The organism is Streptomyces sp. NPDC049879, assembly GCF_044461265.1.
Taxonomy (GTDB): domain Bacteria; phylum Actinomycetota; class Actinomycetes; order Streptomycetales; family Streptomycetaceae; genus Streptomyces.
On the sequence record NZ_JBITKT010000011.1, the window covers coordinates 28,847 to 52,901 of the forward strand.

Annotated in this window: 26 protein-coding genes; 13 read left to right on the forward strand and 13 right to left on the reverse strand. The window is 73.3% G+C overall.

Annotated elements, in window-relative coordinates; genetic code table 11:
• Nucleotides 1–34 precede the first annotated feature (34 nt).
• The 3 genes from ACIBPC_RS29155 to ACIBPC_RS29165 form a co-directional block, all read right to left on the reverse strand.
• Nucleotides 35–391: a CrcB family protein gene (locus ACIBPC_RS29155; RefSeq protein ID WP_362958046.1), complete on the reverse strand. Its 357-nt coding sequence runs from the start codon at nucleotides 389–391 to the stop codon at nucleotides 35–37.
• Nucleotides 388–870, reverse strand: coding sequence for a fluoride efflux transporter CrcB (crcB, locus tag ACIBPC_RS29160; RefSeq protein WP_398848785.1), 483 nt, complete (start codon nucleotides 868–870; stop codon nucleotides 388–390). The genes ACIBPC_RS29155 and crcB overlap by 4 nt, the downstream gene beginning before the upstream one ends.
• Nucleotides 871–1,086: 216 nt before the next feature.
• Complete coding sequence (locus ACIBPC_RS29165; RefSeq protein ID WP_398848787.1) at nucleotides 1,087–2,376, reverse strand: HEAT repeat domain-containing protein; 1,290 nt, start codon at nucleotides 2,374–2,376, stop codon at nucleotides 1,087–1,089.
• Nucleotides 2,377–2,884: 508 nt separating this feature from the next.
• On the opposite strand from ACIBPC_RS29165, the gene ACIBPC_RS29170 reads away from it, so the two are divergent.
• The 9 genes from ACIBPC_RS29170 to ACIBPC_RS29210 all read left to right on the forward strand — a co-directional run bounded on the left by ACIBPC_RS29170 (nucleotide 2,885) and on the right by ACIBPC_RS29210 (nucleotide 11,238).
• Entirely contained in the window at nucleotides 2,885–3,769 is an 885-nt protein-coding gene (locus ACIBPC_RS29170; RefSeq protein WP_398848789.1) for a transketolase, read from the forward strand.
• Nucleotides 3,766–4,704 (forward strand): transketolase family protein, encoded by a 939-nt coding sequence (locus ACIBPC_RS29175; RefSeq protein WP_398848791.1) that lies wholly within the window; start codon nucleotides 3,766–3,768, stop codon nucleotides 4,702–4,704. Before ACIBPC_RS29170 ends, ACIBPC_RS29175 begins: the two co-directional genes overlap by 4 nt.
• Nucleotides 4,705–4,709: 5 nt before the next feature.
• Complete coding sequence (locus ACIBPC_RS29180; protein WP_398848793.1) at nucleotides 4,710–5,510, forward strand: hypothetical protein; 801 nt, start codon at nucleotides 4,710–4,712, stop codon at nucleotides 5,508–5,510.
• Complete coding sequence (locus ACIBPC_RS29185; protein ID WP_398848794.1) at nucleotides 5,507–6,142, forward strand: SIS domain-containing protein; 636 nt, start codon at nucleotides 5,507–5,509, stop codon at nucleotides 6,140–6,142. Before ACIBPC_RS29180 ends, ACIBPC_RS29185 begins: the two co-directional genes overlap by 4 nt.
• Nucleotides 6,143–6,198: 56 nt before the next feature.
• Nucleotides 6,199–7,296, forward strand: coding sequence for an MFS transporter (locus ACIBPC_RS29190; protein WP_362958025.1), 1,098 nt, complete (start codon nucleotides 6,199–6,201; stop codon nucleotides 7,294–7,296).
• 21 nt (nucleotides 7,297–7,317) lie between these two features.
• The gene (locus ACIBPC_RS29195; protein ID WP_398848797.1) at nucleotides 7,318–8,664 is read left to right on the forward strand and encodes a glycosyltransferase; all 1,347 of its coding nucleotides are present in this window, start codon (nucleotides 7,318–7,320) and stop codon (nucleotides 8,662–8,664) included.
• A gap of 83 nt (nucleotides 8,665–8,747) precedes the next feature.
• Nucleotides 8,748–9,596, forward strand: coding sequence for a phytanoyl-CoA dioxygenase family protein (locus ACIBPC_RS29200; protein ID WP_362958020.1), 849 nt, complete (start codon nucleotides 8,748–8,750; stop codon nucleotides 9,594–9,596).
• A 2-nt stretch (nucleotides 9,597–9,598) separates the two neighbouring features.
• Nucleotides 9,599–10,261: an HAD-IA family hydrolase gene (locus ACIBPC_RS29205; protein WP_398848799.1), complete on the forward strand. Its 663-nt coding sequence runs from the start codon at nucleotides 9,599–9,601 to the stop codon at nucleotides 10,259–10,261.
• Nucleotides 10,258–11,238 carry an aldo/keto reductase gene (locus ACIBPC_RS29210; RefSeq protein ID WP_398848801.1) on the forward strand — a complete coding sequence of 327 codons (981 nt, stop codon included), beginning with the start codon at nucleotides 10,258–10,260 and terminating at the stop codon, nucleotides 11,236–11,238. Before ACIBPC_RS29205 ends, ACIBPC_RS29210 begins: the two co-directional genes overlap by 4 nt.
• Before the next feature lie 22 nt (nucleotides 11,239–11,260).
• On the opposite strand, the gene ACIBPC_RS29215 is transcribed toward ACIBPC_RS29210, so the two are convergent.
• The 6 genes from ACIBPC_RS29215 to ACIBPC_RS29240 form a co-directional block, all read right to left on the reverse strand.
• On the reverse strand, nucleotides 11,261–11,920 hold the full coding sequence (locus tag ACIBPC_RS29215; protein WP_398848803.1) for a class I SAM-dependent methyltransferase: 660 nt from the start codon (nucleotides 11,918–11,920) through the stop codon (nucleotides 11,261–11,263).
• 80 nt (nucleotides 11,921–12,000) lie between these two features.
• Nucleotides 12,001–12,789, reverse strand: coding sequence for an ABC transporter permease (locus ACIBPC_RS29220; protein ID WP_398848806.1), 789 nt, complete (start codon nucleotides 12,787–12,789; stop codon nucleotides 12,001–12,003).
• On the reverse strand, nucleotides 12,786–13,778 hold the full coding sequence (locus tag ACIBPC_RS29225; RefSeq protein ID WP_398848808.1) for an ATP-binding cassette domain-containing protein: 993 nt from the start codon (nucleotides 13,776–13,778) through the stop codon (nucleotides 12,786–12,788). Before ACIBPC_RS29225 ends, ACIBPC_RS29220 begins: the two co-directional genes overlap by 4 nt.
• A gap of 99 nt (nucleotides 13,779–13,877) precedes the next feature.
• On the reverse strand, nucleotides 13,878–14,723 hold the full coding sequence (locus tag ACIBPC_RS29230) for a DUF4097 family beta strand repeat-containing protein (protein WP_398848810.1): 846 nt from the start codon (nucleotides 14,721–14,723) through the stop codon (nucleotides 13,878–13,880).
• Between the two features lie 109 nt (nucleotides 14,724–14,832).
• Entirely contained in the window at nucleotides 14,833–15,351 is a 519-nt protein-coding gene (locus ACIBPC_RS29235) for a toxin-antitoxin system HicB family antitoxin (protein WP_398848812.1), read from the reverse strand.
• Nucleotides 15,352–15,795: 444 nt separating this feature from the next.
• Complete coding sequence (locus tag ACIBPC_RS29240; protein ID WP_362958001.1) at nucleotides 15,796–16,854, reverse strand: LacI family DNA-binding transcriptional regulator; 1,059 nt, start codon at nucleotides 16,852–16,854, stop codon at nucleotides 15,796–15,798.
• Between the two features lie 222 nt (nucleotides 16,855–17,076).
• Between ACIBPC_RS29240 and ACIBPC_RS29245 the strand changes: the two genes are divergently transcribed.
• The gene (locus ACIBPC_RS29245) at nucleotides 17,077–19,017 is read left to right on the forward strand and encodes a cellulase family glycosylhydrolase (protein ID WP_398848814.1); all 1,941 of its coding nucleotides are present in this window, start codon (nucleotides 17,077–17,079) and stop codon (nucleotides 19,015–19,017) included.
• 2 nt (nucleotides 19,018–19,019) lie between these two features.
• Here ACIBPC_RS29245 and ACIBPC_RS29250 read toward each other — a convergent pair whose 3' ends face one another.
• On the reverse strand, nucleotides 19,020–19,985 hold the full coding sequence (locus ACIBPC_RS29250) for a YafY family protein (RefSeq protein ID WP_362957995.1): 966 nt from the start codon (nucleotides 19,983–19,985) through the stop codon (nucleotides 19,020–19,022).
• Between the two features lie 59 nt (nucleotides 19,986–20,044).
• Between ACIBPC_RS29250 and ACIBPC_RS29255 the strand changes: the two genes are divergently transcribed.
• Complete coding sequence (locus tag ACIBPC_RS29255) at nucleotides 20,045–20,485, forward strand: VOC family protein (RefSeq protein ID WP_398848816.1); 441 nt, start codon at nucleotides 20,045–20,047, stop codon at nucleotides 20,483–20,485.
• A 131-nt stretch (nucleotides 20,486–20,616) separates the two neighbouring features.
• Here the strand turns inward: ACIBPC_RS29255 and ACIBPC_RS29260 are convergent, their stop codons facing one another.
• Nucleotides 20,617–20,994: a cupin domain-containing protein gene (locus ACIBPC_RS29260; RefSeq protein ID WP_398848817.1), complete on the reverse strand. Its 378-nt coding sequence runs from the start codon at nucleotides 20,992–20,994 to the stop codon at nucleotides 20,617–20,619.
• Between the two features lie 37 nt (nucleotides 20,995–21,031).
• Here ACIBPC_RS29260 and ACIBPC_RS29265 point away from each other — a divergent pair, with 37 nt between their 5' ends.
• Nucleotides 21,032–21,538, forward strand: a complete 507-nt coding sequence (locus ACIBPC_RS29265) for an isochorismatase family protein (RefSeq protein ID WP_398848819.1) — start codon at nucleotides 21,032–21,034, stop codon at nucleotides 21,536–21,538.
• A gap of 18 nt (nucleotides 21,539–21,556) precedes the next feature.
• Here the strand turns inward: ACIBPC_RS29265 and ACIBPC_RS29270 are convergent, their stop codons facing one another.
• On the reverse strand, nucleotides 21,557–22,174 hold the full coding sequence (locus ACIBPC_RS29270) for a TOPRIM nucleotidyl transferase/hydrolase domain-containing protein (protein ID WP_398848821.1): 618 nt from the start codon (nucleotides 22,172–22,174) through the stop codon (nucleotides 21,557–21,559).
• 94 nt (nucleotides 22,175–22,268) lie between these two features.
• Here ACIBPC_RS29270 and ACIBPC_RS29275 point away from each other — a divergent pair, with 94 nt between their 5' ends.
• A complete protein-coding gene (locus ACIBPC_RS29275) occupies nucleotides 22,269–22,787 on the forward strand; it encodes a pyridoxamine 5'-phosphate oxidase family protein (RefSeq protein WP_398848823.1) in 519 nt (172 codons plus the stop codon).
• 183 nt (nucleotides 22,788–22,970) lie between these two features.
• Here ACIBPC_RS29275 and ACIBPC_RS29280 read toward each other — a convergent pair whose 3' ends face one another.
• Nucleotides 22,971–24,023 (reverse strand): RNA ligase family protein, encoded by a 1,053-nt coding sequence (locus tag ACIBPC_RS29280; RefSeq protein WP_398848825.1) that lies wholly within the window; start codon nucleotides 24,021–24,023, stop codon nucleotides 22,971–22,973.
• Nucleotides 24,024–24,055 lie beyond the last annotated feature (32 nt).

Here is a 24,055-nt window from a genome sequence, read left to right on the forward strand (position 1 = left end):
CCCCACCCCGGGGGCGGCTCGTCCGTGCGCGGGGTCAGAGGGCGTGGGCGAGTGCGGTGCCGAGGAAGGCGGCTGTCAGGCCGACCAGGGGGGAGGCCAGGGTGTTGGCCGTCGCGCGCAGGGGGGTGCCGGTTTCGGCGAGGCGCAGTGTCTCCCAGGAGAACGTCGAGTAGGTGCTGTAGGACGCGCACACGCCGGGGCCGAGGAAGTGCTCGACGTCGGCCGGGACCGCCGCCGCGCTGAGGAAGCCGAGCACGGCGCAGGCCAGCATGTTGACCGTGAACGTGCCCCACGGGAAGAGCGTCCCGAGGCGGGCCTGGACGGCGCGGTCGGTGAGGTAGCGCAGGGGCGCGCCGATCAGCGCTCCGGCGATCACCAGCAGCCAGTTCACGCGTGCCTCCGTCCCGAGGGCAGGCCGGCGAGGCGGCGGGTCAGGCGCGCGGCGGCCAGGACGGCGGCGACGGCGCCCGTGACGGTCGCGGCCAGGTAGAGGACCGCCGTCACCGTGTGGCCGTCGGACAGGAGGTGCCGGGCGTCGGTCGCGTACGTGGAGAACGTCGTGTAGCCGCCCAGCACGCCCGTGCCGAGGAACGGGCGCAGGAGCCGGTGCGTGGTGAAGCGTTCGGTGACCAGCACCATCAGGACGCCCATGGCGGCGCAGCCCGTGAGGTTGACCGCGAAGGTGGTCCAGGGGAAGGCGCCGCTGCGCACCGGCCACAGCAGCCCGGCGCCGTAGCGCGCGCAGGCGCCGATCGCCCCGCCCACCGCGATGGCGGCGAGGACCTGGGCCTCGCTGCGGCCCGGTGTGGGCGCCGCGTCCGGGTCGATGGGCGAGTGCGGGGTGCCGGGGCGGTCGGGCTGGTCGTTCACGGGGCGTTCTCCTGCCTGCTGGGCGCGCGCGGGCGCGCGGATGGACCAGGCAGGGACCGTTGTCGGCGACGGTGCCGCGGTTCGGGTACGGCGGGCCCCACCGCCGTGCGGCCGGGCGCGCCGGTCGCGTGGTCCAGGGTAGCCAAGCGCCCGCTCCGCTGTCATACACGGGGCAGGGCGCGGGACGCCGCACCGGCGCACCGCCGGTCCCGCGGCTCAGATGCGGTACGCCCCCAGGAACGCCTCCCCGCCGCCGCCCCGCGGGGTGAGCGCCACGACGCCCGTGCCGCGCACGGGGGTGTCCTCCGTGATGTCCAGCGGGCTGAGGCCCATCGCCGCCGCCACCTCGGGCGCCATCTCCCGCAGCGCCCAGCTCCACTCCCCCTCGATGTCCTCGGGCTCGCCCGCGTTCTCCGCCTCGATCGCCGCGCGGCGCGCCACCTCGCAGGGCAGCGGGTCGCCGATCACCCCGCGCGCCCGGTCCGCGTCCTCGTCGGGCACGTCCTCCCCGTCGGCCGTCCACCAGTGCCGCAGGACCGTGCCGCCCTCCGCCACGAGCCACCCGGAGGCGTCGTCCTGCTCGCTGAAGGAGTACGCCTGCGCCCGCCCGTACCGCTCGCTGAGCGCCACGCACAGCCGCGCGACGTCCGCCCGCCGCTCGTCGTCCGCCGGGTCGCACCAGGAGCCGATGACGAAGGTCCAGCCGTCCAGCTCCGGCGTGACGAAGACGCGCCGCAGGTCACGCTCGTGGCTGTCGGCGTCCACCACGTCGTTGCCCAGGGCGAACGTCACCCGGCGCGGCCGGGACAGGCCCAGCTCCGCCATCACCCCCGCCTGGTCGCCGGTCGGCACCGCGATCCAGTGCAGCCAGCAGGTCTCGGGCGCCCGCGGCCGGTCGCCTGTCAGCTTGACGCGTATCAGCCGCTCCACCGCCGCGCGGTCGCGCTCCGACAGGGCCGCCTCCCCGCCGACCGAGGCGAGGACCGCCAGCGCACCGGCGCGCTGCCGCCCCGGCCCCTCGGCCCGTATGCGCCGCATCACGGGTATCACCCGGGGACCGAACTGCGCCAGGACGAACCCCGCGCGCGACGCCACGTCCGCGTCCTCGTCGTCCAGCAGGGACAGCAGCGCGGGCACGGCGGGGAAGCCGTCCGCGCCGCAGTACTGGACGCCGATCGCCGCCTTCTCCCGCACGATCGCCGCCGGATGCGACAGCGCCGCGACGTACCGGTCGAGCAGGGCCGTCCCGTAGCCCGCGAGCGTCCAGGCGAGCCTGCGCCGCACCTCCGGCGCCCCCGCCACGGCCAGGCACCGGACCACCGCGTCGAAGGCGGCGGCCCCGAGGCGCCGCAGCAGCATCGCCGAGGTGGACCACTCCACGGGGGAGTCCTCGTCCGTCAGCTCCCGCAGGACCGGCGGCACGGCCGCCGCCCCCAGCCCGGCCAGCGCGTCGGCCGCGTCACGCCGGGTGTCGGGCGCCGCCAGTGCGCGCACGAGGCGGTCCATGTCCATGCTCCAGCCCTCCGGTTCCCCACCGGACGCGCCCTCGGCGTCCGCCACCGATCATGGCGCACGGGTCTGACAGAGCCGGCGGAGTGCGTCCGCCGGGTGGTTCGCGACCGCACCGGAAAGCGGCCGGTCCCCTTCCTCCCCACCCGCACCATCCGCTGCTCCCCGCACATCCGGAGCCGGAGAACACGTCCGCCGGGAAGGGAAATTGTCCGATACCCGGCCGCTCGCCGGGAGAAAGCCGCGGCACGGCTCCATGAAAAACCCGGGCATTCCCCAAAAATTCCCACGCCGCCTTCTGGTCAACCTGCCATGCGCCTGTTGAAGGAGATCTGATCCTGAGCAAGAGTGGGGATGGAGCTCACGTACTCGTTTCCGGATGAGCCGGTGACCGCCTCTTGTGCGAGCGGTGCACCCTTCTGGGATCCCGCGAAGATCCCGTGAAAATGGCGTGGTACCGAAGACCGCATGCCATAGGAACTCAATCCCAGGGAAGACGAATCTGATGACGCATTCGCTTTCGGCGTCCAGCATCGGAAGAATTGGCGAGGACCTCGCCATTCAGGCCGACCTGGAGGAGCCCGAAGTCCCGAATCTCGAAAGCTTATCCAGGCGTATGCGCGCCGCCGTGCTGCGCATGATCCACGACGCGGGGTCCGGCCACATCGGCTCCTCGCTGTCCGCCGTCGACGTCATGGCCGTGCTCCGGTTCGACCAGATGCGCTGGTCCCGGGGCCCGGGGCGGGACGTGTTCGTCCTGTCCAAGGGGCACGCGGCGCCCGCCTGGTACGCCGCCCTCCTCGTCGGCGGCGACCTCGACGCGGGGCTCGTGTCCACCCTCCGCACGCTGGACAGCCCGCTGCAGGGCCACCCCGACCGCGCGCGCTGCGAGTTCGTCGACGTCAGCACCGGTGCGCTGGGGCAGGGCCTCTCGGTGGCGATCGGACGGGCCCAGGGCCGCCGGCTGCGCGACGGCGGCGGGCACGCGTACTGCCTCGCGGGCGACGGCGAGTGCCAGGAGGGCCAGGTCTGGGAGGGGGTCATGTACGCCGGGGCGCGCGGCGTCTCCAACCTCACCCTGGTCATCGACGCGAACGGCCGCCAGAGCGACGGCACGGTCGAATCGACCCTCCCGCTCGACTCCCTCGCGGAGAAACTCACGGCGTTCCGCTGGTCCGTCCGAGAGGTGAACGGACATTCCCATGACGAGCTGCGGCAGGCGTTTTCCGCGGCCCGCCGGGAGCATCGGCGCCCGACGGCCGTCATCGCGCACACGCAGAAGGGCTATCTCGGCCCGGACCGCGCCCCCTTGCTCGGCGGCTCCCACAGCGGGCTGTTGAAACCCGATGAACTGGAAGAAAGCCTGCGCTATTTGAGGGTGGCCCGATGAAGGCCACGAGAGACTGGTTCGGCGCGGCCCTGACGGAACTCGGCGACGCGCGTGACAATGTTGTCGTGGTGAACTGCGACCTCGGTTCGGCGACCAAGACCCTGGCTTTCAGAGACCACTTCCCCGATCGGTTCTTCGAATGCGGAATCGCTGAGGCAAACGCCATCGGCGTCGCATCGGGACTGGCCCAGGAGGGGTTCCGACCGTTCGTCGCGAGCTTCGGACACTTCCTGACCGGAAAATACCTGGAGATCTTCCAGTCGGTCGGCCTCAACGACGCGGGCGTGGTCCTCGTGGGCACCCACGCCGGACTCGCCATCGGCAAGGACGGCCCGACCCAGATGGGCCTGCGCGACATCGCCGTCATGCGCACCCTGCCCAACCTGGAGATCCTCCACCCCGCGGACGGGGCCGAGACCCGGGCCATGCTGGAGTACATCGCCGGCCACCGCCGCCCCACCTACCTGCGGCTGTGCCGCCAGCCCCAGCGCGAGTTCCACGAGCCGGGACACCGCTTCGTCTTCGGCCAGCCCGACGTGCTCCGCTCCGGCGAGGACATCGCCGTGGTCACCATGGGCGGCGTCGTGGAGGCGGTGCTCGACAGCCTCGAAGGGCTGGCCGGGCACGGCATCCACCCCACCGTCGTCAACCTGTCGTCCCTCCCCGCCGACCGCGACGCCGTGCGCGCCCTCGGCGACTCCCACCGCGGCGTCCTCGTCATCGAGGACCACTACGTCACCGGCGGCCTGGCCGACGAGGTGGGCCGCATCCTCCTGGAGGCCGACCGGCCGCCCCGCTTCTCGTCCTGGGGCGTCCCCGACTACGGGCAGGCCGCCTCCCCCGAGGACCTCTACGCCCGCTACCGGCTCGACACCCCGGCCGTCACCGGCCACATCCGCGCCTTCGCCGATTCCCTCGCCGCCCTAGGAGTGTGAGACCCGTGCCGCCATCCACCACTTCGACCGTCCGGGACCTGGTCGGCGACGCGACCGGCCGGCGCTACGTGTTCACCGAGCTGTCCCTGCCCGCGGGCGGGACCACCCCGTTCCGCCGCCACCCCGACGACCTGCGCACCCACATCGTCATCGGCGGCGCCGTGGAACTGGAGGCCGCCGCGGCCCCCGGGGAGGTGAGCACGACCCGGTACGGCACGTTCACCGGCTGGCACGCCCCGCCAGGCAGCGTCTACCGGCTCGTCAACCGCGGCGACACCGAGGCGCTGGTCATCGAGGCCGGCACCCGGGCCGGGACCGTCCGCGAGGCCGACGACGCCGCGGCCCTCCTCGACACCCCCGCCCCGCCCCCCGCCTGCCGGGACGCCTCCGACTACACGGTGGACAAGCCGTGGGGCCACGAGATCTGGTACACGGCCAACCTCGACGGCCCGCCCTACGCGGTCAAGCAGATCCACATGACCGCCGGACACCAGTCCTCCCTCCAGTCGCACCGCTTCAAGGCCGAGACGAACTACGTCGTCGAGGGCGAGGCGAAGGTGCTCAACGGCCTGCGGGCCCCCGCCGACACGACCGAGGCCGTCGACCCCGCCCGCATCCCCGCCGCCCTGCACGGCCCGCGCACGGGCTGGTCCTCGGCGCCGGACATCCTGCACCGGGTCATCGCGCAGCGCACGTACACCTCCATCGAGGTGTCCACCAGCGAACTCGACGACGTCATCCGCTGGCAGGACGACACCGGCCGGGGCGACGGCCGCATCGACAGCGAGCACGAGGGGGCCAGGTGAGCAGCGCAGAACTGATCCGCCTCTACCTCGCCGAGCAGCAGAAGGTCATGGAGAACTTCCCGGTCGAGCAGCTGGACCAGGTGGCCACGATGCTGTTCGAGACGTACGACAGCGGCGGCACCGTCTACGCCATGGCCAACGGCGGCAACGCGGGCACCCTCGACCACTTCCTCTGCGACTTCACCCACCACCCCTTCGTCAGCGAGGACAAGTCCCGCCCGCTGCCGGCCGGCGTGCGCAGGCTGCGGTTCGTCAGCCTCTGCGGCTCCCCGTCCGAACTCACCGGGCTGGTGAACGACCTGGGGCCCGACGAGATGTTCGCCGCCTCCCTGGCCCCGTTCGTCGGCGGACGCGACCTGGTCATGGCGTTCTCCGGCAGCGGCAACTCGCCCAACGTCGTCCGCGCCCTCACCGTGGCACGCGACGCCGGGGCGCGCACCTTCGCGATGACCAAGGGGAACGGCGGGCGCTGCCGGGAGCTGGCCGACGTCTGCCTCGTCGTGCCCGGCACCTCGGCGTTCCCCGGCCAGACCGGCGCCAACGACAACAACTTCCACTTCGAGGACATGGCGCTGTCGGTCAACCACATCCTCGTCGGCCTGCTCAAGGCCCGCGTGGGCGCGGTCGCCTGACGGACGGTACGCGCAGCACATCAGCCGGACACCGGAGGGGAACACGCGTGGAGAACGTGGCGACCGCACCATCGCCGCCATCGGTGACGAAGGGCGTCACCTCGCAGACGACGGCCTACTTCCTCTGCTTCACGCTGGTCGGGGTCCTCTCCGCCATGCTGGGGCCCTCGCTCCTCGTCCTGGCCGAGCGCTCGGGCGGCACACCGGCCGATCTGAGTCTGCTGTTCACGGTGGACTCGTTCGGCTCGGTGTGCGGCTCCCTGCTCGCCGGCTGGCTGCTGGGCCGCTTCCCCACGCACCTCCAGGCGGCGCTGGCGCTGGCGTGCCTCATCGCGCTGATGCTGACGCTGCCCCTGCTGACCGGCCGCGCCGTGATGCTGCCCGCGTGGTGGGCGCTCGGCCTGTGCAAGACGTTCCTGATCGTCACCGTGAACACGCTGCTGGTACGTGAACGGCGCGGCACCGTCGGTCCGTTCATGAACGTCGCGGACTTCTTCCTCGGCCTCGGCTCGCTCCTGATGCCCGTGGCCATCGCCCTCTCCCTGCGGGCCACCGGGCAGCTGGTGCCCGCGTACTGGGCGGGCGCGGTGCTCGCCGTGGTCCTCCTCGTGTGGCTGCTGCGGATGCTGCCCGGGCCCACCGTCACCGTCGACCGGCCCCGTACGGGCAGCGGCGGCGACACCCGGCAGGCGTGGGTGCTGCCGCTGGTGGCCGCGATGCTGTTCCTCTACGTGGGCGCGGAGATCAGCTTCGCGGGCTGGATCCCCACCTACGTGGCGGACCGCGGCCTCACCCACGAGACCGCCGACGCCGCCTACTTCACGGCGCTCTTCTGGATCGCCGTCACGGCGGGCCGGCTGCTGTGGGCGCCCCTCGCGGGCCGGTACGCCCCCGAACGGCTGCTGGCCGCCGCGTTCGCGGGCAGCGCCGCCGTCCTGGCCGCGCTCTTCGGCCTCGGCGCGCCGACGCTGGGCTCGGTCGCCGTCGGCACGGTGGTGTTCGGCCTGTTCATGGCGCCCGTGTTCCCCTCGGCGTTCACCCTGCTGGAGAAGCGCGTCGGCGTGAGCGGCAAGGCCAGCGCCGTGTGCCTGTGCACGGCCAGCGTCGGCGCGATGTTCTTCCCCTGGCTCGTGGGCCGCCTCCTCATCTTCTGACCGGCCAAGGCAAGGACTCCTATGCATGTCATCGACACCCCGGCCATGCCCCCGGCGACACGGGACGCGTTCCTCACCCTGATCGGCCCCGAACGCGCGGACCGGCTCCAGGACGCCGCCCGCCGACTCCGCCGCCGCCTGGACGGCGGCACCCTGTGGCACGTGAACTCCACCGCGGCCGGCGGCGGGGTGGCCGAGATGCTGCACGTCCTGGTCCCCTTCTACCGCGCGCTCGGCGTCCCCGTGCGCTGGGCGGTGGTGGACGGCGACCCGGCGTTCTTCGACACCACCAAGCGCCTCGGCAACCTCGCCTACGGCAGCGTCCAGGACGCCGACCGCCTGCGCCCCGGCGACCTGGACGGCTACACGCGGCACCTGGCCGCCGAGGCCGACCGCCTGCGGACCGTCCTCGGCCCCGCCGACGTCCTCCTCCTGCACGACCACCAGACCGCCGGGCTCGTCCCCGGCCTGAGCAGCGTCACCGCCGGTGTCCACTGGCGCTGCCACGTGGGCGTGGACGCGCCGACGCCCGGCTCGCGGGAGGCGTGGGCCGCCCTCGCGCCGCTGTTGGAGAAGGCGGACGGCGTGGTCTTCTCCGTACGGCGGCACATCCCCGAGGAGCTGGCCCACCACCGCGCGGCCGTCATCCCCCCGGTGCTGTGGCCGTTCGCCCCGAAGAACGAGCCGCTGCCCGCCGACCGGCTGCCCGGCCTCCTCGAACGCTGCGGCCTCGGGCCGGGCGACGCCCCCGGGTACGTCCTCGCCGACGGCCCGCGCGACCCCGCCGCGCCCCTGGTCGTCCAGGTGTCGCGCTGGGACCGGCTGAAGGACATGCACGCCGTCCTCACCGGCTTCGCCGCCGTGCCCGACGCGCACCTCGCCCTCATCGGCCCCGACCCCGCGTCCATACCCGACGACATCGAGCAGGCCCACTGGTTCGAGGTGTGCCGCGCCGCGTGGACGGCCCTGCCCCCGGGCGTCCGCCGCCGCACCCGCCTCGTCTGCCTCCCCATGCACGACCTGGACGACAACGCGCGCCTGGTGAACGCCGCCCAGCGCGCCGCCGGCCTCGTGGTCCAGAAGAGCCTCGCCGAGGGCTTCGGGCTCACGGTCACCGAGGCCATGTGGAAGGCACGCCCGGTCGTCGGCAGCGCCGTCGGCGGCATCGCCGACCAGATCGACCACGGCCGCACCGGCCTGCTCCTCGACGACCCGCACGACCTGGCGGCGTTCGCCCGGCTGGTCACGGACGTGACCGGCGGCGCGGTCGACGGCGCCGCGCTCGGCCGCCGGGCGCGCGCCCGCGTGCACGGCGCGTACCTGCCGGACAGCGACCTGCTGGCCGTCACCGGACTGCTGCTGACCTGACCGGCACAGCGACCGACACAGAAACCGGCACAGAAACCGACAGAGAAACCGACAGAGAAACCGACACAGCGACAGGAGGTCCCATGACCATCGCGACAAGCACCCGCCTCACCGAGGAAGACCTGCGCTTCTACGAACGCAACGGCTACCTGACCGTGCCGCAGCTGCTCCCGCAGGAGAAGTTCGACCAGCTGCGCGCCCACTTCGAGGACAAGCTCGTGAACCTCCCGGGCGGCATGCGCCCCGAGGACATGGACGTCCCGCACTTCACCGACACCCGGCTGTTCGACTGGTTACTGGACCCGGGCGTCCTCGACCTGGTCGAGCAGATCATCGGCCCGGACATCGCGCTCTTCTCCGCGCACTTCTTCTGCAAGCCCGCCGGGGACGGCAAGAGCGTGCCGTGGCACGACGACGCCTACTACTGGCGGGAGACCATCATCCCCGCCGCCAAGGCCGTCACCGTCTGGCTCGCGCTCGACCCCGTGGACGAGGAGAACGGCTGCATGCGCGTCGTCCCCGGCAGCCACGCCCCCGGCGCCAGGCGCTACCGCCCGACGACCAACCCCACCAGCGTCTTCGACGAGGAACTCGACCCCGACAGCGTCGACCCGGCTCAGGCCGTCCCCCTCCGCCTGCGCCCCAACGAGTGCAGCATCCACTCCGCCACGCTCGTCCACGGCAGCGAGGCCAACGTCAGCGCCAGGCGCCGCTGCGGCTTCACCATGCGCTACATCAGCACCGACGTGCGGTTCAACCACGAGGAGGTCGGCGACCGGCACCAGATCTACCTCGCCCGCGGCACCGACCGCGCGGGCAACGTCTACGCCGACCCGTCCAGGCCCAGCCCCGAACTGGTCGCCAACCGCGGCGCGGGACAGAATTACGTCGGCGCCCGCCGGCCCGGCGGCGCACGGCCGGGCCAGGGCTGACGGTGCTCCGCCTCACGGTCACCGACCGGGGCGCGACGCGGCGGCTGGAGTGCGCGGCCGTGCTGTTCGACATGGACGGCACCCTGGTGGACTCCAGCCGCTGCGTCGAACGCACCTGGCTCGCCTGGTGCGCCCGGCACGGCATCGACAGCGACGCCCTCTTCCGGGTCTCGCACGGCCGCCGCAACCGGGAGACGGTCGCGCTGATGGCCCCGCATCTGCCCCCGCCCGAGGTCGAACGCGAGATCGCCGCGCTGGTACGGGCCGAGGAGGCGTGCCGCGAGGGCATCGCCGCCGTCCCGGGCGCGCGGCGCGTCCTCGCGGCACTGCCCGCCGACCGGTGGGCCGTCGTCACCTCGGCCTGGCGGCGCCTCGCGGAGATCCGCCTGCGCGCCGCCGGGCTCCCCGAGCCGCGCGTCCTCGTCACCGCCGACGACGTGGCGGCGGGCAAGCCGGACCCCGAGGGCTACCTGCGCGCGGCGGCCTCGCTCGGCGCCGAACCGGCGCGCTGCCTCGTGGTCGAGGACGCCCCGGCGGGCCTGGCCGCGGCGCGGGCCGCCGGGATGCGGACCCTCGCCCTGCGCAGCCGGCTGACGGCGGGCCAGCCCCACCTAGACTTGCTCTGCGACGATCTGACCGCACTACGTCACGAAGGTGCCGGATGAAATACACCAAACTCGGGTCCACCGGGCTCGACGTCTCGCGGCTGTGCCTGGGCGGAATGAGCTTCGGCGAACCCGGACGCGGCGCCGACACCTGGACCCTCCCCGAGAAGGAGAGCCGGGAGATCGTCCGCGCCGCCCTGGAGCACGGCGTCACCTTCTTCGACACGGCCAACGTCTACTCGGCCGGGAGCGGCGAGGAGATCCTCGGCCGCGCGCTGCGCGACCACGCGCGCCGCGACGAGGTGGTCGTCGCGACCAAGGTGTTCGGCCCCATGCGGGAGGGCCCCAACAGCGGCGGACTCTCCCGCAAGGCCATCCTCACCGAGGCGGAGCACAGCCTGCGCCGCCTCGGCACCGACTACATCGACCTCTACCAGATCCACCGCTGGGACCCCGCGACCCCGGTCGAGGAGACGCTCGCCGCGCTCGACGCGCTGGTGACGTCCGGCAAGGTCCGCTACGTCGGCGCCTCCTCCATGTTCGCCTGGCAGTTCGCCAAGGCCCTGTTCACCGCGGGCGCGCACGGGTGGGCCCGGTTCGTCTCCATGCAGGACCACTACAACCTCCTCAACCGCGAGGAGGAACGGGAGATGCTGCCGCTCTGCGCCGACCAGGGCGTCGGCGTGCTGCCGTGGAGCCCCCTCGCCCGCGGCCGCCTCGCCCGCCCCGCACCGGCCGCCACGCCGCGTACCGGCGACGACGCCTTCGGGGACAGCCTCTACGAGGGCACCGAGGCGGCCGACCAGCGGGTCGTGGACGCGGTGGCGTCGGTCTCCCGGGCGCGCGGCGTCCCCATGGCGGCTGTCGCCCTGGCCTGGCTGCTGCGCCGGCCCGCCGTCACCGCCCCCGTGATCGGCGTGACGCGTCCCGAGCACCTGCACGACGCGCTGCTGGCCGTGGACCTGGAGCTGACCGAGGAGGAGGCCGGGGCGCTGGAGGAGCCGTACGTCCCGCACCGGGTCGCCGGCTTCGAGTGACACCCGCCCGCCCGGCCGCGCCTCAGGGCTTGTGCCACACGAGCGACCAGCGCCAGAACAGCCTGCGGCGTATCCGGGCGCCGGGCAGGACGCGGCCCGCCTCGCGGACGATCTCGGCGTACGTCGTCTCCGCCGGGCGGGTCGGCGCCGTCATCGCGACGGGGCGCGGCGCGCGGCGGCCCCGGTTCTTCAGCCAGCCCAGGGCGGCGTTGGCCGGGATCGCGGCGGCCTCCAGGAGGAAGTCGCCGGGTGTGCGCGGGCGGTGGAGGCCGAGGACGACGAGTGTGCCGCCCGGTGCGAGGTGCTCGCGGAAGGCGGTGAGCGCCTCGGTGAGCGGGAGGTGGTGGAGGACGGCGACGCAGGTGATCGCGTCGTGCGGTCCTGGCGGCAGGCCGGTCATGGCGTCGCCGAGGGTGTAGGCGACGGGCAGGGCGGGCGGTGTCAGTGCGCGGGCGCGGGCGAGGATGGCCGGGTCGGCGTCGATGCCGTGCACCCGCGTGGCGCGGCGGGCGAGGAGCCGGGCGAGGTCGCCGCTGCCGCAGCCGACGTCCAGCGCGCTGGTGACGTGGCGGGGCAACTGCCGGGTGATCCACGGGTGGTAGTGGGCGTTGTGGTCCCAGGGGTGGCGCGCGTTGAAGCGGTGCAGCGCCTCGGCGGCGCGACCGGCGGCGGCTGGGGTCATCCCGGCGATTCTGGCAGACGCCGGTGTGGCGGCGCACTCGGGCGTGGTGCCGGTGTGCGCCGCCCCGGCGGTTCGCGGGGTCATTCCGGGTCGCGGTCGAAGGTGGAGGCGGACCAGAGGTAGCCGAGGACGGTGAGGGCCAGGCACCAGCCGACGGCGAGCCAGCCGTCCGCGCCTATCTCGGTGCCGAGGAGCAGTCCGCGCAGTGTCTCGATGGCGGGGGTGAAGGGCTGGTACTCGGCGATGGGCCGGAACCAGCCGGGCATGGTGTCCAGCGGGACGAAGGCGCTGGACAGCAGGGGCAGCAGGATCATCGGGAGGGCGTTGTTGCTGGCGGCTTCGGCGTTGGGGCTGATCAGGCCCATGCCGACCGCGATCCAGGTGAACGCGAGGGCGAAGAGGACGAGCAGCCCCAGGGCGGCGAGCCACTCCGTGACGGTGGCGTCCGTGGTGCGGAAGCCGATGGCCACGGCGACACCGGTGACGAGGACGACGCTGACGACCGCCTGGAGGACGCTCCCCGCGACGTGCCCGACGAGCACCGAGCCGCGGTGGATCGCCATGGTGCGGAAACGGGCGATGATCCCCTCGATCATGTCGTTGGAGACGGACACGGCGGTCCCGACGGTGGTGCTGCCGATGGTCATCAGCAGCAGGCCGGGGACGATGTAGGCGGTGTACGCCGCGCGGTCCCCGCCGCCCCCGATGCCCGCGCTCATCACGTCGCCGAAGACGTAGACGAAGAGCAGCAGCAGCATGATCGGGGTGAGCAGCAGGTTGAGGGTGAGGGAGGGGTAGCGGCGGGCGTGCAGGAGGTTGCGCCGCAGCATGGTGGTCGAGTCGCGCGCGGCGAGGGCCAGGGTGCTCATCGGGAGATCTCCTCGGGCTGGTGGGGACGGGCGGCGCTGCTGGTGAGGGCGAAGAACACGTCGTCCAGGTCGGGGGAGTGGACGGTCAGTCCGTCGGCCTCGACGCCCGCGGCGTCGAGCCGGCCGAGGAGGGAGCCCAGGGCGCGCTGGCTGCCGTCGCTGGGGACCTGGAGGGTGAGGGACTCGTCGCCGGGGGCGGCCTCGGGCAGGGCCGTGGCGGCGGACCGGTAGGCGGCGGGGTCGGTGAAGCGCAGGCGGACGTGTCCGCCGGGGACCAGGCGCTTGAGTTCGTCGGCGGTGCCCTCGGCCGCTATGTGGCCGCTGTTCAGCACGGCGATGCGGTCGGCGAGTTCGTCGGCCTCGTCCAGGTACTGGGTGGTGAGGAAGATGGTCACGCCCTCGCTGACGAGTCCGCGGATGATCTGCCACATGGAGTGGCGGGAGCGGGGGTCGAGGCCGGTGGTGGGCTCGTCCAGGAAGATGATCCGCGGGTTCCCGACGAGGGTCATGGCGATGTCGAGGCGGCGCCGCATGCCGCCGGAGTAGGTGGCGGCCGGTTTCCTCGCGGCGGAGGTGAGGTCGAAGCGTTCGAGCAGGTCGGCGGTGACGCGGCGGCCCTCCCGCCGGGACAGGTGGTGCAGGTCGGCCATCAGGAGCATGTTCTCCTCGCCCGTGATCAGGCCGTCGACGGCGGAGAACTGCCCGGTGACGCCGATCGCCGCGCGCACCGCCTGCGGGTCGGCGGCCAGGTCGTGGCCGCCCACGCGGATCTCGCCCGAGCCGGGGCCGGGGGACAGCAGGGTGGAGAGGATCTTTACGACGGTCGTCTTCCCCGCGCCGTTCGGGCCGAGCAGCGCGAAGACGGTGCCCGCCGGTATGTGCAGGTCGATCCCTTCGAGCACGGGCTTGTCGCCGTAGGACTTGCGCAGCCCGGTGGCGGAGATGGCGGCGGGCCGCGCGGGACCGGCACCCTCGTTGGATGTGGGCATGACAGAAGAAGGCATGGGGTCCTCCCAGGGGAAGGCGGTGTGGTGGGAAGGCGGTGTGGTGGGAAGGCGGGACGGTAGGGGGCGGGCTGGGCGCCCGGCTCAGATCTTGGCGCGAAGGATCTCGATGTTGCCGAACCGGGTGCGGGCGCGGACCTCCACGGTGTCGTCGGCCTCCTCGGGGGACTCGGACGCCGTGAGCGTGTTGCGCACCTGGCCCGCGCGGGAACTGGCGTCGAGCCAGGCGGCGGTGCCCTCGCGGACGCCTACCTCGATGGCGCCGTAGGAGGTCTCCAGCTGGACGGTGCCGCGCGCGACATCGGCGGCACGCAGGGCACCGTGGGCCGTGGTCGCGGTGACCGAGGACTCGGCGTGTGCGATGTCGATGTCACCGTGGGCGCCGCTCACCCGCAGGTCACCGGTCACGGTGCCGACGCTGGTGGTGCCGTGCGAATTCTTCAGGACGGCGGGACCGTCGACGAAGCCGACGCGCAGGCTGCCGGAGCTGGTCGTGATCTCGGCCGGGCCCTCGACCCGCCCGACGGTGATCGAGCCGTGCGACGCGGTCAGCCGCAGCGGGCCGGTCGTGTCGAGGCGGACGTCGCCCGCCGAGGTCTGCGCGCGGACCTCGCCGAGCCTGCCCTCGCCGAGCACCTGGGCCCAGGCGCCGGTCATCTCGACGTGCGAGCCGGTGGGCAGCTCGACCGTCACGTCCACGGTGCCGCGCCGCCCGAAGGGGTGGCGCTGCTTGCGCATCCTGACGGTCAGCCCGCCGTTGGCGAAGGTGACCTCGGTGTGCTCCGCCGCGCGGACGTCCGCGTCGCGCTCCGGGTCGCGGGGCCGCACCTCGACCACGGTGTCGGTGCGGTCTCCCGCGGTGAACCGGATGGAGCCGGCCTCCACGTGCGCGGTGGCCGAGATCGGTCCGGGGGTGTCGAAAGAAGGCATGGCTGTCCCGTTCTCCTGGGTCTTCGGGGCGTCCCCGCTGGTGGGACGTGCTGGTTGAGGTGGTGGGGTGAGGTGGTGGTGTGACCGGAACGGCGGGGCGGGCGCGCGGCTAGCGCACCCATCCCGTGATGCTCTGTCCGCTGCGCTGGGTCTTCTCCGGCCTGCGCGGCTCGCCGCCGCCGCCGACCGCCGCCGACACCGCCCGGACCAGCCACGCGTTGACCGACAGCCCCTCGCGGTTCGCGGCCTCCTCGGCGCGCGCCTTGAGCTGGGCGGGCAGGCGCAGGTTGACGCGGGCGGTGCCGCCCTCGTCGCCCTCGGCGGGAGCCGGGGCCCTGAACGGTTCGGCGAGCCCGCCCTCGTGCGCCGGGGCGGCGCTGTCGGTGGGCGGGGGCGTCACCACGAAGTCCGGGTCGAGACCGCGCAGCCGTACGTCGACGGAGCCGGGGGCGAGTTCACGGGTGATCTCGTCCATCGCCGCGGAGAGCACGTTGAGCAGCGTCAGCCGGGTCGCCGACTCCAGGGGGGCGGTGAGCCGCTCGGCCAGCTCACGGGCCTCCTCCCCGCCGGACTCGGCGGCCACCGCGAGTTCGCGGCGGAGGGATTCGACATACGGGGTGAGATCCATGGCGTCATCATGGCATCAGAGTGATGCCATGCGCAACCCCCGATGGCGCCGCGCGGATACCGGGCGCGGTGGTGACCGTCCCGACCTGCGAAAACGTGCAGGTGGTGGCCGGGGATGTCGTGGCGCGGGGGGTGCTGGTGGCCCGCTGTGGCGCGCGGATGAGGCGTGGGTGGCGCCAGGTGGCGCCGAATGGTGTCGCGTGGTGTCGCGTGGTGCCCGGATGGCGCCAGGCTTGGCGCCACTGGTGTCGGCCGCCTCCCCGTCCGGCGCCGCGCGGGCGGGTCCCGGGGCCCGTGCGCCCTTATGTGGCGGGCTCGGCGGAAGCCCTCCGCCCTGACCGACTGGTGACTCTCCGTAGCGCTTCATGGGTTCAAGGTATACGCATCGCGACGATGTCCGGTATCCCTCGAACCGGTGAACGTCCCCGCGCCGGTCCGGCCGCTCTCAGTCCCGCGGCGCCCGGCCCGTGGACTCGCGGACCACCAGGCGCGGCGGCGTGAGCGCGGGCAGCGGCGTCTCGTCGGCGCGCCCGACGTCGAGGAGCCGGAACATCTCCGCCGCCGCCGCGCGCCCGAGCTGGGTCAGGTCCTGCCCGATCGTGGTCAGCCCCGGGAAGACGACATCGCCCATCGGCAGGTCGTCGTACCCCACCACCGAGACGTCCCCCGGCACGTCGTAACCGAGCCGCCGGGCCGCGTACATACCGGCGATGGCCATGGTGTCGTTCGCGTACAGGATGGCGGTGGGGCGGCTCGGGTTCTCGCGGCGGAGGAGTTCCGACGTCGCCGAAGCCGCGTCCTGCGGGGTGAAGTCGGTGGTCACCATCCAGCCGGGGCGCAGCCCCGCCTCCGCCAGCGCCGCCTCGAAGACCCGGCGGCGGTACGCGGTGTGCACCCGGTCCTCCGGCCCCGCGAGGTACGCGAAGCGCCGGTGGCCGAGGCCCAGCAGATGGGCCACGGCCTCGTTCATGCCCGCGTCCTGGCCGGGCGCGCCGACGGCCGGCACGGCGTCCCGCGGCCACGGCTCGCCGACGAGGACGGCCGGCAGCCGGAGGTCCCGCAGCAGCTGGAAGCGCGGGTCGTTGACCCGGCTCTCGGTGAGGATCACGCCGTCCACGCGCCGCTCGCCGGCGAGGCGCCGGTAGGCGCGTTCCTCGGCGTCCGGCTCCTCGCCGACGATGTGGAGGAGCAGGCCGTAGTCGGCGGGGGCGAGTTCGCGCTCTATGCCCGCGATGAGCACGGTGAAGTGCGGGTCGGCGGCCAGGACGTCGGGGGCGCGGCTCGCGACCATGGCGATGGCCCGCGTGCGGGCGCCGCGCAGCGCGACGGCCGTGGCGGAGGGCGACCAGCGGAGCTTGTCGGCGGCGTCGAGGACGCGCTGCCTGGTCGGCGCGGAGATGCTGCCGCGCCCGTTGACCACCTTCGAGACGGCCGACACGGACACGCCGGCCAGCGCCGCCACGTCCGCGATGGTCGGCTTCGCCGCGCCCTTGCGTCCCGCCACCTGGCATTCCCCTCGGTCGTCCACCGCGCCGCCGCCTGGTGCCGGGGCGAGGTGCCCACACCGTACCAGCGGCCGGACGCGCCGGGCGCCGTCAGCAGACAGGAAAACGTTCCACTGGGCGTGACGTTCCTCTTCAGCGGACTCTCGACAGCGCGATCGGTGTAACGATATACCTGTCCGTGGACGACAACCGAGCGGCACACGAGAGAGAACGGTCCACCGATGAAGCGCAACGCGGCGAAACTCCCCGACGGGTCCGTCTGGATCGGCGTCAACTACTGGTCCCGCACCGGCGGCCCCCTGATGTGGCGCGACTACCGTCCCGCCGTCATCGACGAGGAACTGCGCGTGATGCGCGACCACGGCATCACCCTCACCCGGTCCTTCTTCTACTGGCCGGACTTCATGCCCGCCGAGAACACCCTGGACGACCGGCTCCTCGCCCACTTCGACGACTTCCTCGACCGCCACCACGCCCTGGGCATGACGACGATCCCCACCTTCATCGTCGGCCACATGTCCGGCCAGAACTGGGACCCCGCCTGGCGCGACGGCCGCGACATCTTCTCCGACCCCTCCTTCGTCGCCCAGCAGGAGTGGTACGTCCGCGAGCTGACCGCCCGCTGGAAGGACCACCCCGCCGTCGCGGGCTGGCTGCTCACCAACGAGATCCCGATCTACGCCCACTGGCAGTCGCGCGGCATCGGCACCGTGGACGCCGCCGCCGTCACCGCCTGGGCGAAGACCCTGATCGACGCGATCCGCTCCACCGGCGCCCGCCAGCCCGTGTCCGTCGGCGACGGCGCCTGGGGCGTCGAGATCACCGGCGCGGACAACGGCTTCCGCGTCCGCGACCTGGCGGAGCTGATCGACTTCCACGGCCCGCACGTCTACCGCATGGAGACGGACGAGGTACGCCAGCACCTCGGCGCCGCGTTCGTCTGCGAGCTGCTCGACATCGCGGGCAAGCCCGTGATCATGGAGGAGTTCGGCCTCACCTCCGACTACGTGTCCGAGGAGAACGCCGCCCACTACTACCGCCAGATCCTCCACAACACCCTCCTCGCCGGCGCCACGGGCTGGATGCCCTGGAACAACACCGACTACGACGAGCTGTGGAACCAGGAGCCCTACTCCCACCACCCGTTCGAGATGCACTTCGGCCTCACCGACGACCAGGGCCGCCCGAAGGAGCAGCTGCGCGAGGTCAAGCGCTTCACCGACGTCCTGGCCGCCGTGGACATCGCCCGCCTCCACCGGCCCGACACGCGGATCGCGCTCGTCGTCTCCTCGTTCCTGGAGAAGCGCTACCCCTTCACGCAGCCGGAGGACGCGTCCAGCGTCTTCGCCCACACCCGCCAGGCGTACGTCGCCGCCCGCGAGGCCGACCTGCCGGTGGGCGTCGCGCGCGAGGCGGACGGGCTGCCGGACGACTGCGCGCTCTACCTCCTGCCGTCCGCCAAGCAGCTGACCGCCCCCGGCTGGCGGCAGCTGCGGGCGCGCGCCGAGGCGGGCGCGACGGTGTACGCGTCCTACTTCACCGGCGAGCACGGCGTGCAGCGCGGCCCGTGGTGGCCGAAGCTGGACGAGACCTTCGGCGTCGTGAAGAAGCTGCGGTACGGGCTCACCGACCCGATCACCGACGACGAGGTGCGCCTCACGTTCCAGCGGGACTTCGGCGCGATCCGCGCGGGCGAGGAGCTGGTCTTCGCCGTCGCGGGCACCGAGAACTCCCGCAGCTTCCTGCCGGTCGAACCGGCCGGGGCCGAGGTCGTCGCCACCGACGCGCACGGGCGGCCCGCTCTGCTGTCGTACGCGGTCGGCGGCGGCCGGATGGTCCTGTGCACCTACCCGGTCGAGCACATGGCCGCGATCACCCCGCGCGTCAACCCCGAGCCGACGCACCGCCTGTACGCGGCCCTGGCGGCCGAGGCGGGCGTCACGCCCGAGGTGACCGTGGACGACCCGCGGGTCCTGGTGGGGCGCATGGAGCACGAGGACGGGCGCGCGTTCGTCTGGTTCGTGAGCCAGCACGCGGAGCCCGTCACCGCGGCGCCGCTCCTGGCGGCCGGGACGCTGCACGCGCTGGGTGACGGCGCGCCGCTGCCCGCCGTCGAACTGCCGCCCTTCGGCGTGGTCGTGGCCGAGCTGCGCACCGCCTGACGTCAGGCCCCGTCCGGCGGGCCGTTGAGCGCGCTCAGCTCGCGGGCCCGCCGGACCAGCGCCTCGCGCACGTCGTCGGGGGAGAGGACGCGCAGCGGCGTCCCGAGGCCGAGGAGGTAGCGGGCGAGGCCGTCCGGGTCGGCGCCGCCGACCTCGACGACGGTCGCCTCCTCGCCGTCCTCGCGGTGGGTGCCGATCGAGGGCGGGACGATCCGCAGCGCCGCCGCCATGGGCAGCGGCAGCCGGACGACCGCCGTGCACGGGTAGCCGCGCAGGGCGGTGTTGCGGCTGACGAGCCCGGCGGGATCGGGCGGGTCGCCGTACTCGGCGGGGAGCCCGGTGCCCGCGGTCGCGAGGACGCGGTCGGCGCGGAACGTGCGCCACGCGCCGCGCGCCACGTCCCGCGCGACCAGGTACCAGCGCCGCCCGGTGTGGACCAGGCGGTACGGGTCGGCGTCGCGCACGGTCGTACGGCCCTCGCCGTCGCGGTAGGTGAGGCGGACGCGCTCGGCGGCCCGGCAGGCGGTGGCCAGGTCGAACAGGGTGCGCGCCGCCACCTGGCGCTCGCCGTTCCCCGGCAGACGGACGAACGCGGTGTCCATCTCCCCGAGCCGCTCGGCGATCCGCCGGGGCAGCACCTGCCGCAGCTTGAACAGGGCGGACAGCGCCGCCTGGTCGCCGCCCAGCGCGCCGCCCGACGCCGCCTCCCGCAGGCCGACGGCGACGGCGAGGGCCTCCTCGTCGTCCAGGCTGATCGGCGGGAGGCGCGTGCCGCGGCCGAGGCGGTAGCCGCCCCAGGGGCCGGGGTCGGAGTCCACGCCGTAGCCGAGTTCGCGCAGGCGGGCGATGTCGCGGCGGACGGTGCGTTCGGTGACCTCCATGCGTTCCGCCAGTTCACCGGCGGTCCACGAGGGGCGGGCCGACAGCAGGGAGACGAGCCGCAGGAGGCGCGCGGAAGTGCTCATCACGGGAACAGTCTCGCCGACCAGGACCGAAGCTGTCCGGGTCGGGTCCTACGGTCGTCGGCATGACCACTGAGACCACTGGGACCACTCAGACCGCTGAGACCACTGAGACCACTGAGAACACCGAGACCACCGGCGCGGCACCCGCCACCTGGGCCGGTGTCTCCTTCGACTGCGCCGACATCGCCGAGCTGAGCCGCTTCTGGGGCGAGGCCCTGGGGCTGCCGGTGATCTACGGCAGCGACGACTTCGTGCTGCTGGGGAACCCGGGGTCGCCCGGCGTTGGCTGCTGCCGGATCGACGGGTACGAGCCGCCGACCTGGCCGGAGGCGGGCCGGGCGAAGCAGGCGCACATGGAGCTGGGCGTCGCGGACCTGGACGCGGGGCAGGCGCGGATGCTGGCGCTGGGGGCGACGGAGCCCTCGTCGCAGCCCTCGCCGGACCGCTGGCGGGTGCTGCTCGACCCGGCCGGGCATCCGTTCTGCCTGTTCGTGCAGTCCTGATCCGGCGGCGGGGCGGATTGTCAGTGCCGCCTGTTACGTTGCGTGACCAGATGGTTCATGAAGGGAGCGCACCGTGACAGGCAGCATGGCGAGTACGGGAACCGCCGCGTCCAACCGGCCTGGCGCGGCCGTCAGGCCAGGCGGGTGCCGGGGGTCGCGTCCGGCGGGAAGACACGCAGGCCATGGCCCTCCAGCACGATCGCCGTCAGGCCCGCGGCACCCTCGCTGCCCGAGGAATGCGTCTCGCCCGCCTCCCACCGCACCCCCGTGCCCGCCGCGACCGGCACCCGGCGGCCGTCTCCACCGGCGACCCAGCCGTCACCCGCCACCACGAGGAAGACCTGCGGGGCGGTCGCCGGGTGCGCGCCGACCGTTCCGCCGGGGGCCACCGACAGGCAGGTCGCCGACACGGCACCACCGTCACCGGCGGCGATACGCGTCGCGTGCGTGCCGACACTGCCGAAACGCTCCACGGCGCGCTCCGCCCGGTCGAACGTGAAGATGTCCATGCGGCGGATCATCCCCCGGCCCCTACGATCGGGAACCGTGACCTCCTGCCTCGTCCTGATCGACCTCATGCCGCGCATCATCGGCCTGCCGCTCGCCCCGCACACCGGGGAAGAGGTCCTCGGCCGCTGCCGCCGCCTCGCCACGGCGTTCCGCGACGCCGGGCGGCCGGTCGCCGCCGTACGGGTCGACCGCCCCGGCGTGGCGGAGCAGCCCCCCGGCAGCGGCTTCGCCGACGGGGTGGCTGAGGCGGCGGACATCGTGGTCGTGAAGCACACGGTCGGCGCCTTCCACGCCACGGACCTCGACGCGCGGCTGCGCGAACGCGGCGTGGACACCGTGGTGATGGCGGGACTCGTCACCACCATGGGCGTCGAGTCCACGGCGCGCGCGGCGAGCGATCACGGGTACGAGATCGAGTTCGCCGCCGACGCGATGGCCGGGTTCACCGCGGCCGAGCACGACTTCGCGGTCACCCACACGTTCCCCCGCTTCGGCGCGGTCCGCCTCTCCACCGACTACCTGGGCGCCACGGGCGAGAGCTGACGCCGGGCGGGCGGACGGTCACAGGCGGGCGAGCAGTCCGTCCAGCGGCGCGGGCACGCGGTCCGGGGCGAGGGCCTCGACGAGCACCCGCCCGTAGTGGATCTTGCGGCCCTTCTTCGTGCCGAGGAAGCGCCGCATCCGCTGGTGCGCCGTACGGTCCCGCTGCGCGGGCTGGCGCGCGAACGTCCGCAGCGCGCGCAGGTCGCCTTCCGCGGTGACGAGTTCCTCCACGCGTGCGACACCCAGCGCGCGGATCAATTCGTCCTCCAGGTCGGCGGCGCAGACGAAGAACTCCTCCCGCGCGGCGTCGGCCCGCTCGAAGCCGCGCGCGTAGAAGGGCCGTTCGGCCTCGTCGCACAGCCCTGTCAGGCGCAGGCCGAGGCCGGGCGGCCCGAGCAGGCGCGCATACCGGGCGACGCTCATCGCGCCTCCCATGGCCAGGACGCACACGCCCTCGGCCGCCAGGTCCCGGCCCCGGCGGGCGGCCAGCGCGCCGACCGCCGCGACGTCGCTCGGCCCTTCGAGCAGGACCACCGTCCGCACCGGCAGCCGCGCCGCCAGCTCCCGCACCCCGTCGCCCGGCCCACCGGCCGCCCACGCGGTGACCGCCTCCCGGAACGCCCCCATGTCCGTCATGCGACGAGTCTCCGCCCTCACCGCCCGTCAGGACACCTCCGCTGCTTCATCAATGACGACAGAGGGTGTCGGGTTTACGGCCGACGATGGCCGTATGCGCGAAACCCCAGAAGAACTCGACAAGCTCCAGTCCCTCCTCGGCTCCTCCCTCTCCGGCTCGACCGCACACCTCCGCTCGATCGTCGAGGGCCGCACCATCACGGCGGCGCAGCTCACCGGCGTCCTCACCGGCATGTGCACGCTCGCCCTCTCCACGGTGACCGCGAAGGGCGAACCGCGGATCAGCGGCGCCGACGGACACTTCCTGCACGGCCGGTGGCACTTCGGCACGGCGCGCAACGCCGCCAAGGCCCGTCATCTCGCGGCCCGTCCGGCCGCCAGCGTCGCGCACCTGCGCGGCGAGGACCTCGGCGTGTTCGCCCACGGCACGGTGGAGGAGCTGAACCCCCAGGACGCCGCGACCACGGCCGACTGGCAGGAACTCCTCGCCTACCTGCAGGACTTCTACGACGACGACGCCTTCGACTGGAACCGCGAGGTCGTCTACTACCGGCTGAACCCGCACTGGATGACCGTCTACGCCCCCGACCTCGACAAGCTCACCGGCATGTGACGCCGGGCCCGTCGACGAGGGCCCGCACCTGCGCGTACGTGGGTGCGGGGCCGCGCGGCGTGTTGCCGGTCCAGGGGACCGGAACGGCAAGGTCGCGAGTCGGCCCCGAACCCACGGAAGCAACTCCGCAGAGCACGACGACGAACCCTTGAGTTCCCACCGAGAAGCAGTTACCTACTGCCGTCATCGTGTGCCTGGTCTGCCTGTCCGGGAGCGGTGACGGTCCTTCGCGTCGAAGACCGCCAAGGAGCGCGCGCCGGACAGAAGCGCCCGTTCCACAGCGCGCAGGAGCGTGTCCTCCAGGCCTCCCAGTGCTTCGGCAAGCTCCTCCGAAACATCCTGGGTTATCTCCTCCGCCACGACATCCACTGGAGTGCGGGGGCCCAGCTTGCTGACCACGGCGGCCGCGCGAGCGGGGGTGAGGAGCGCCGAGGCCTCGATCAGAAGCCAGGCAGGAATCCCGGCCGCTCCCTGCGGCGGCGGCAGACAGGGACGTGCGCCGTCGAACCGCGCGTCCTCCGCGAAGGACTTCTGCTTCACCTTGACCACGGGACGTACGCCGCCTGTGCCTGCGGAATCCGCCTCCAGCCATCGGCCGGCTGGCTTGAGGACATAGCCTTCGGCGAGATTGTCTGCCAGCTCGGGCAGCCCGAAGAGCGCTGGGACCCTTGTGGGGAAGGCGCACGGCAGCTCCTGGAGCTTGTTCAGTGTGCCGTGCCCAAGAGCGGGAGGACAGCTGAGCCCTGCGGCGGCTGCGCCGTCACGCAGTGCGCGGTCGGAGATCCAGCAGCGTCCCTCGGCGGTCTCGACCGATGCGTCGAACGGCAGCCACTGCAGGCCCGGCGCGTACCAGACGCCTGTCTGTACCGGCTCGGACCCGGCGACGGCGGGAACATCGGGGTGCGGGTAGCTTCCACCGGCCAGCTCACCGTAGATCGTCACCTTCGCGGCGTCGTCCCACGCACTGCGGAGTGCGGAAGCGAAACGGGCCGCCGCCACCGAGAGCACCGGCCAGATCGTGCTCACGCCGAAGAAGCCATCCAGCGCATCATCGCCCAGCAGCTCACGCCGCTTCGCCGGATGAACCCCCGCTCCCTCGCACACCACGGCAAAGTGCGCTCCATGCACTTTTTCCGCTGCGACCCAATCCCGGGCCCCGGACACGCCGAGCCCTCCCCTTGCGGAGATCTTGGGATACGGCCGTAGCGCGGAGCCCGTAGGTGCGGCATCGAACATGAGGGGGATCATCGCTGCCTGCCCGGCACCGG

Coding starts and splice junctions, on each gene's coding strand:
- ACIBPC_RS29225 (WP_398848808.1), bottom strand. CDS start 13,778: ATGCCCACATCCAACGAGGGTGCCGGTCCCGCGCGGCCCGCCGCCATC.
- ACIBPC_RS29170 (WP_398848789.1), top strand. CDS start 2,885: ATGACGCATTCGCTTTCGGCGTCCAGCATCGGAAGAATTGGCGAGGAC.
- ACIBPC_RS29245 (WP_398848814.1), top strand. CDS start 17,077: ATGAAGCGCAACGCGGCGAAACTCCCCGACGGGTCCGTCTGGATCGGC.
- ACIBPC_RS29280 (WP_398848825.1), bottom strand. CDS start 24,023: ATGTTCGATGCCGCACCTACGGGCTCCGCGCTACGGCCGTATCCCAAG.
- ACIBPC_RS29175 (WP_398848791.1), top strand. CDS start 3,766: ATGAAGGCCACGAGAGACTGGTTCGGCGCGGCCCTGACGGAACTCGGC.
- ACIBPC_RS29235 (WP_398848812.1), bottom strand. CDS start 15,351: ATGGATCTCACCCCGTATGTCGAATCCCTCCGCCGCGAACTCGCGGTG.
- ACIBPC_RS29255 (WP_398848816.1), top strand. CDS start 20,045: ATGACCACTGAGACCACTGGGACCACTCAGACCGCTGAGACCACTGAG.
- ACIBPC_RS29220 (WP_398848806.1), bottom strand. CDS start 12,789: ATGAGCACCCTGGCCCTCGCCGCGCGCGACTCGACCACCATGCTGCGG.
- ACIBPC_RS29165 (WP_398848787.1), bottom strand. CDS start 2,376: ATGGACCGCCTCGTGCGCGCACTGGCGGCGCCCGACACCCGGCGTGAC.
- ACIBPC_RS29210 (WP_398848801.1), top strand. CDS start 10,258: ATGAAATACACCAAACTCGGGTCCACCGGGCTCGACGTCTCGCGGCTG.
- ACIBPC_RS29200 (WP_362958020.1), top strand. CDS start 8,748: ATGACCATCGCGACAAGCACCCGCCTCACCGAGGAAGACCTGCGCTTC.
- ACIBPC_RS29270 (WP_398848821.1), bottom strand. CDS start 22,174: ATGACGGACATGGGGGCGTTCCGGGAGGCGGTCACCGCGTGGGCGGCC.
- ACIBPC_RS29215 (WP_398848803.1), bottom strand. CDS start 11,920: ATGACCCCAGCCGCCGCCGGTCGCGCCGCCGAGGCGCTGCACCGCTTC.
- ACIBPC_RS29260 (WP_398848817.1), bottom strand. CDS start 20,994: ATGGACATCTTCACGTTCGACCGGGCGGAGCGCGCCGTGGAGCGTTTC.
- ACIBPC_RS29195 (WP_398848797.1), top strand. CDS start 7,318: ATGCATGTCATCGACACCCCGGCCATGCCCCCGGCGACACGGGACGCG.
- ACIBPC_RS29275 (WP_398848823.1), top strand. CDS start 22,269: ATGCGCGAAACCCCAGAAGAACTCGACAAGCTCCAGTCCCTCCTCGGC.
- ACIBPC_RS29230 (WP_398848810.1), bottom strand. CDS start 14,723: ATGCCTTCTTTCGACACCCCCGGACCGATCTCGGCCACCGCGCACGTG.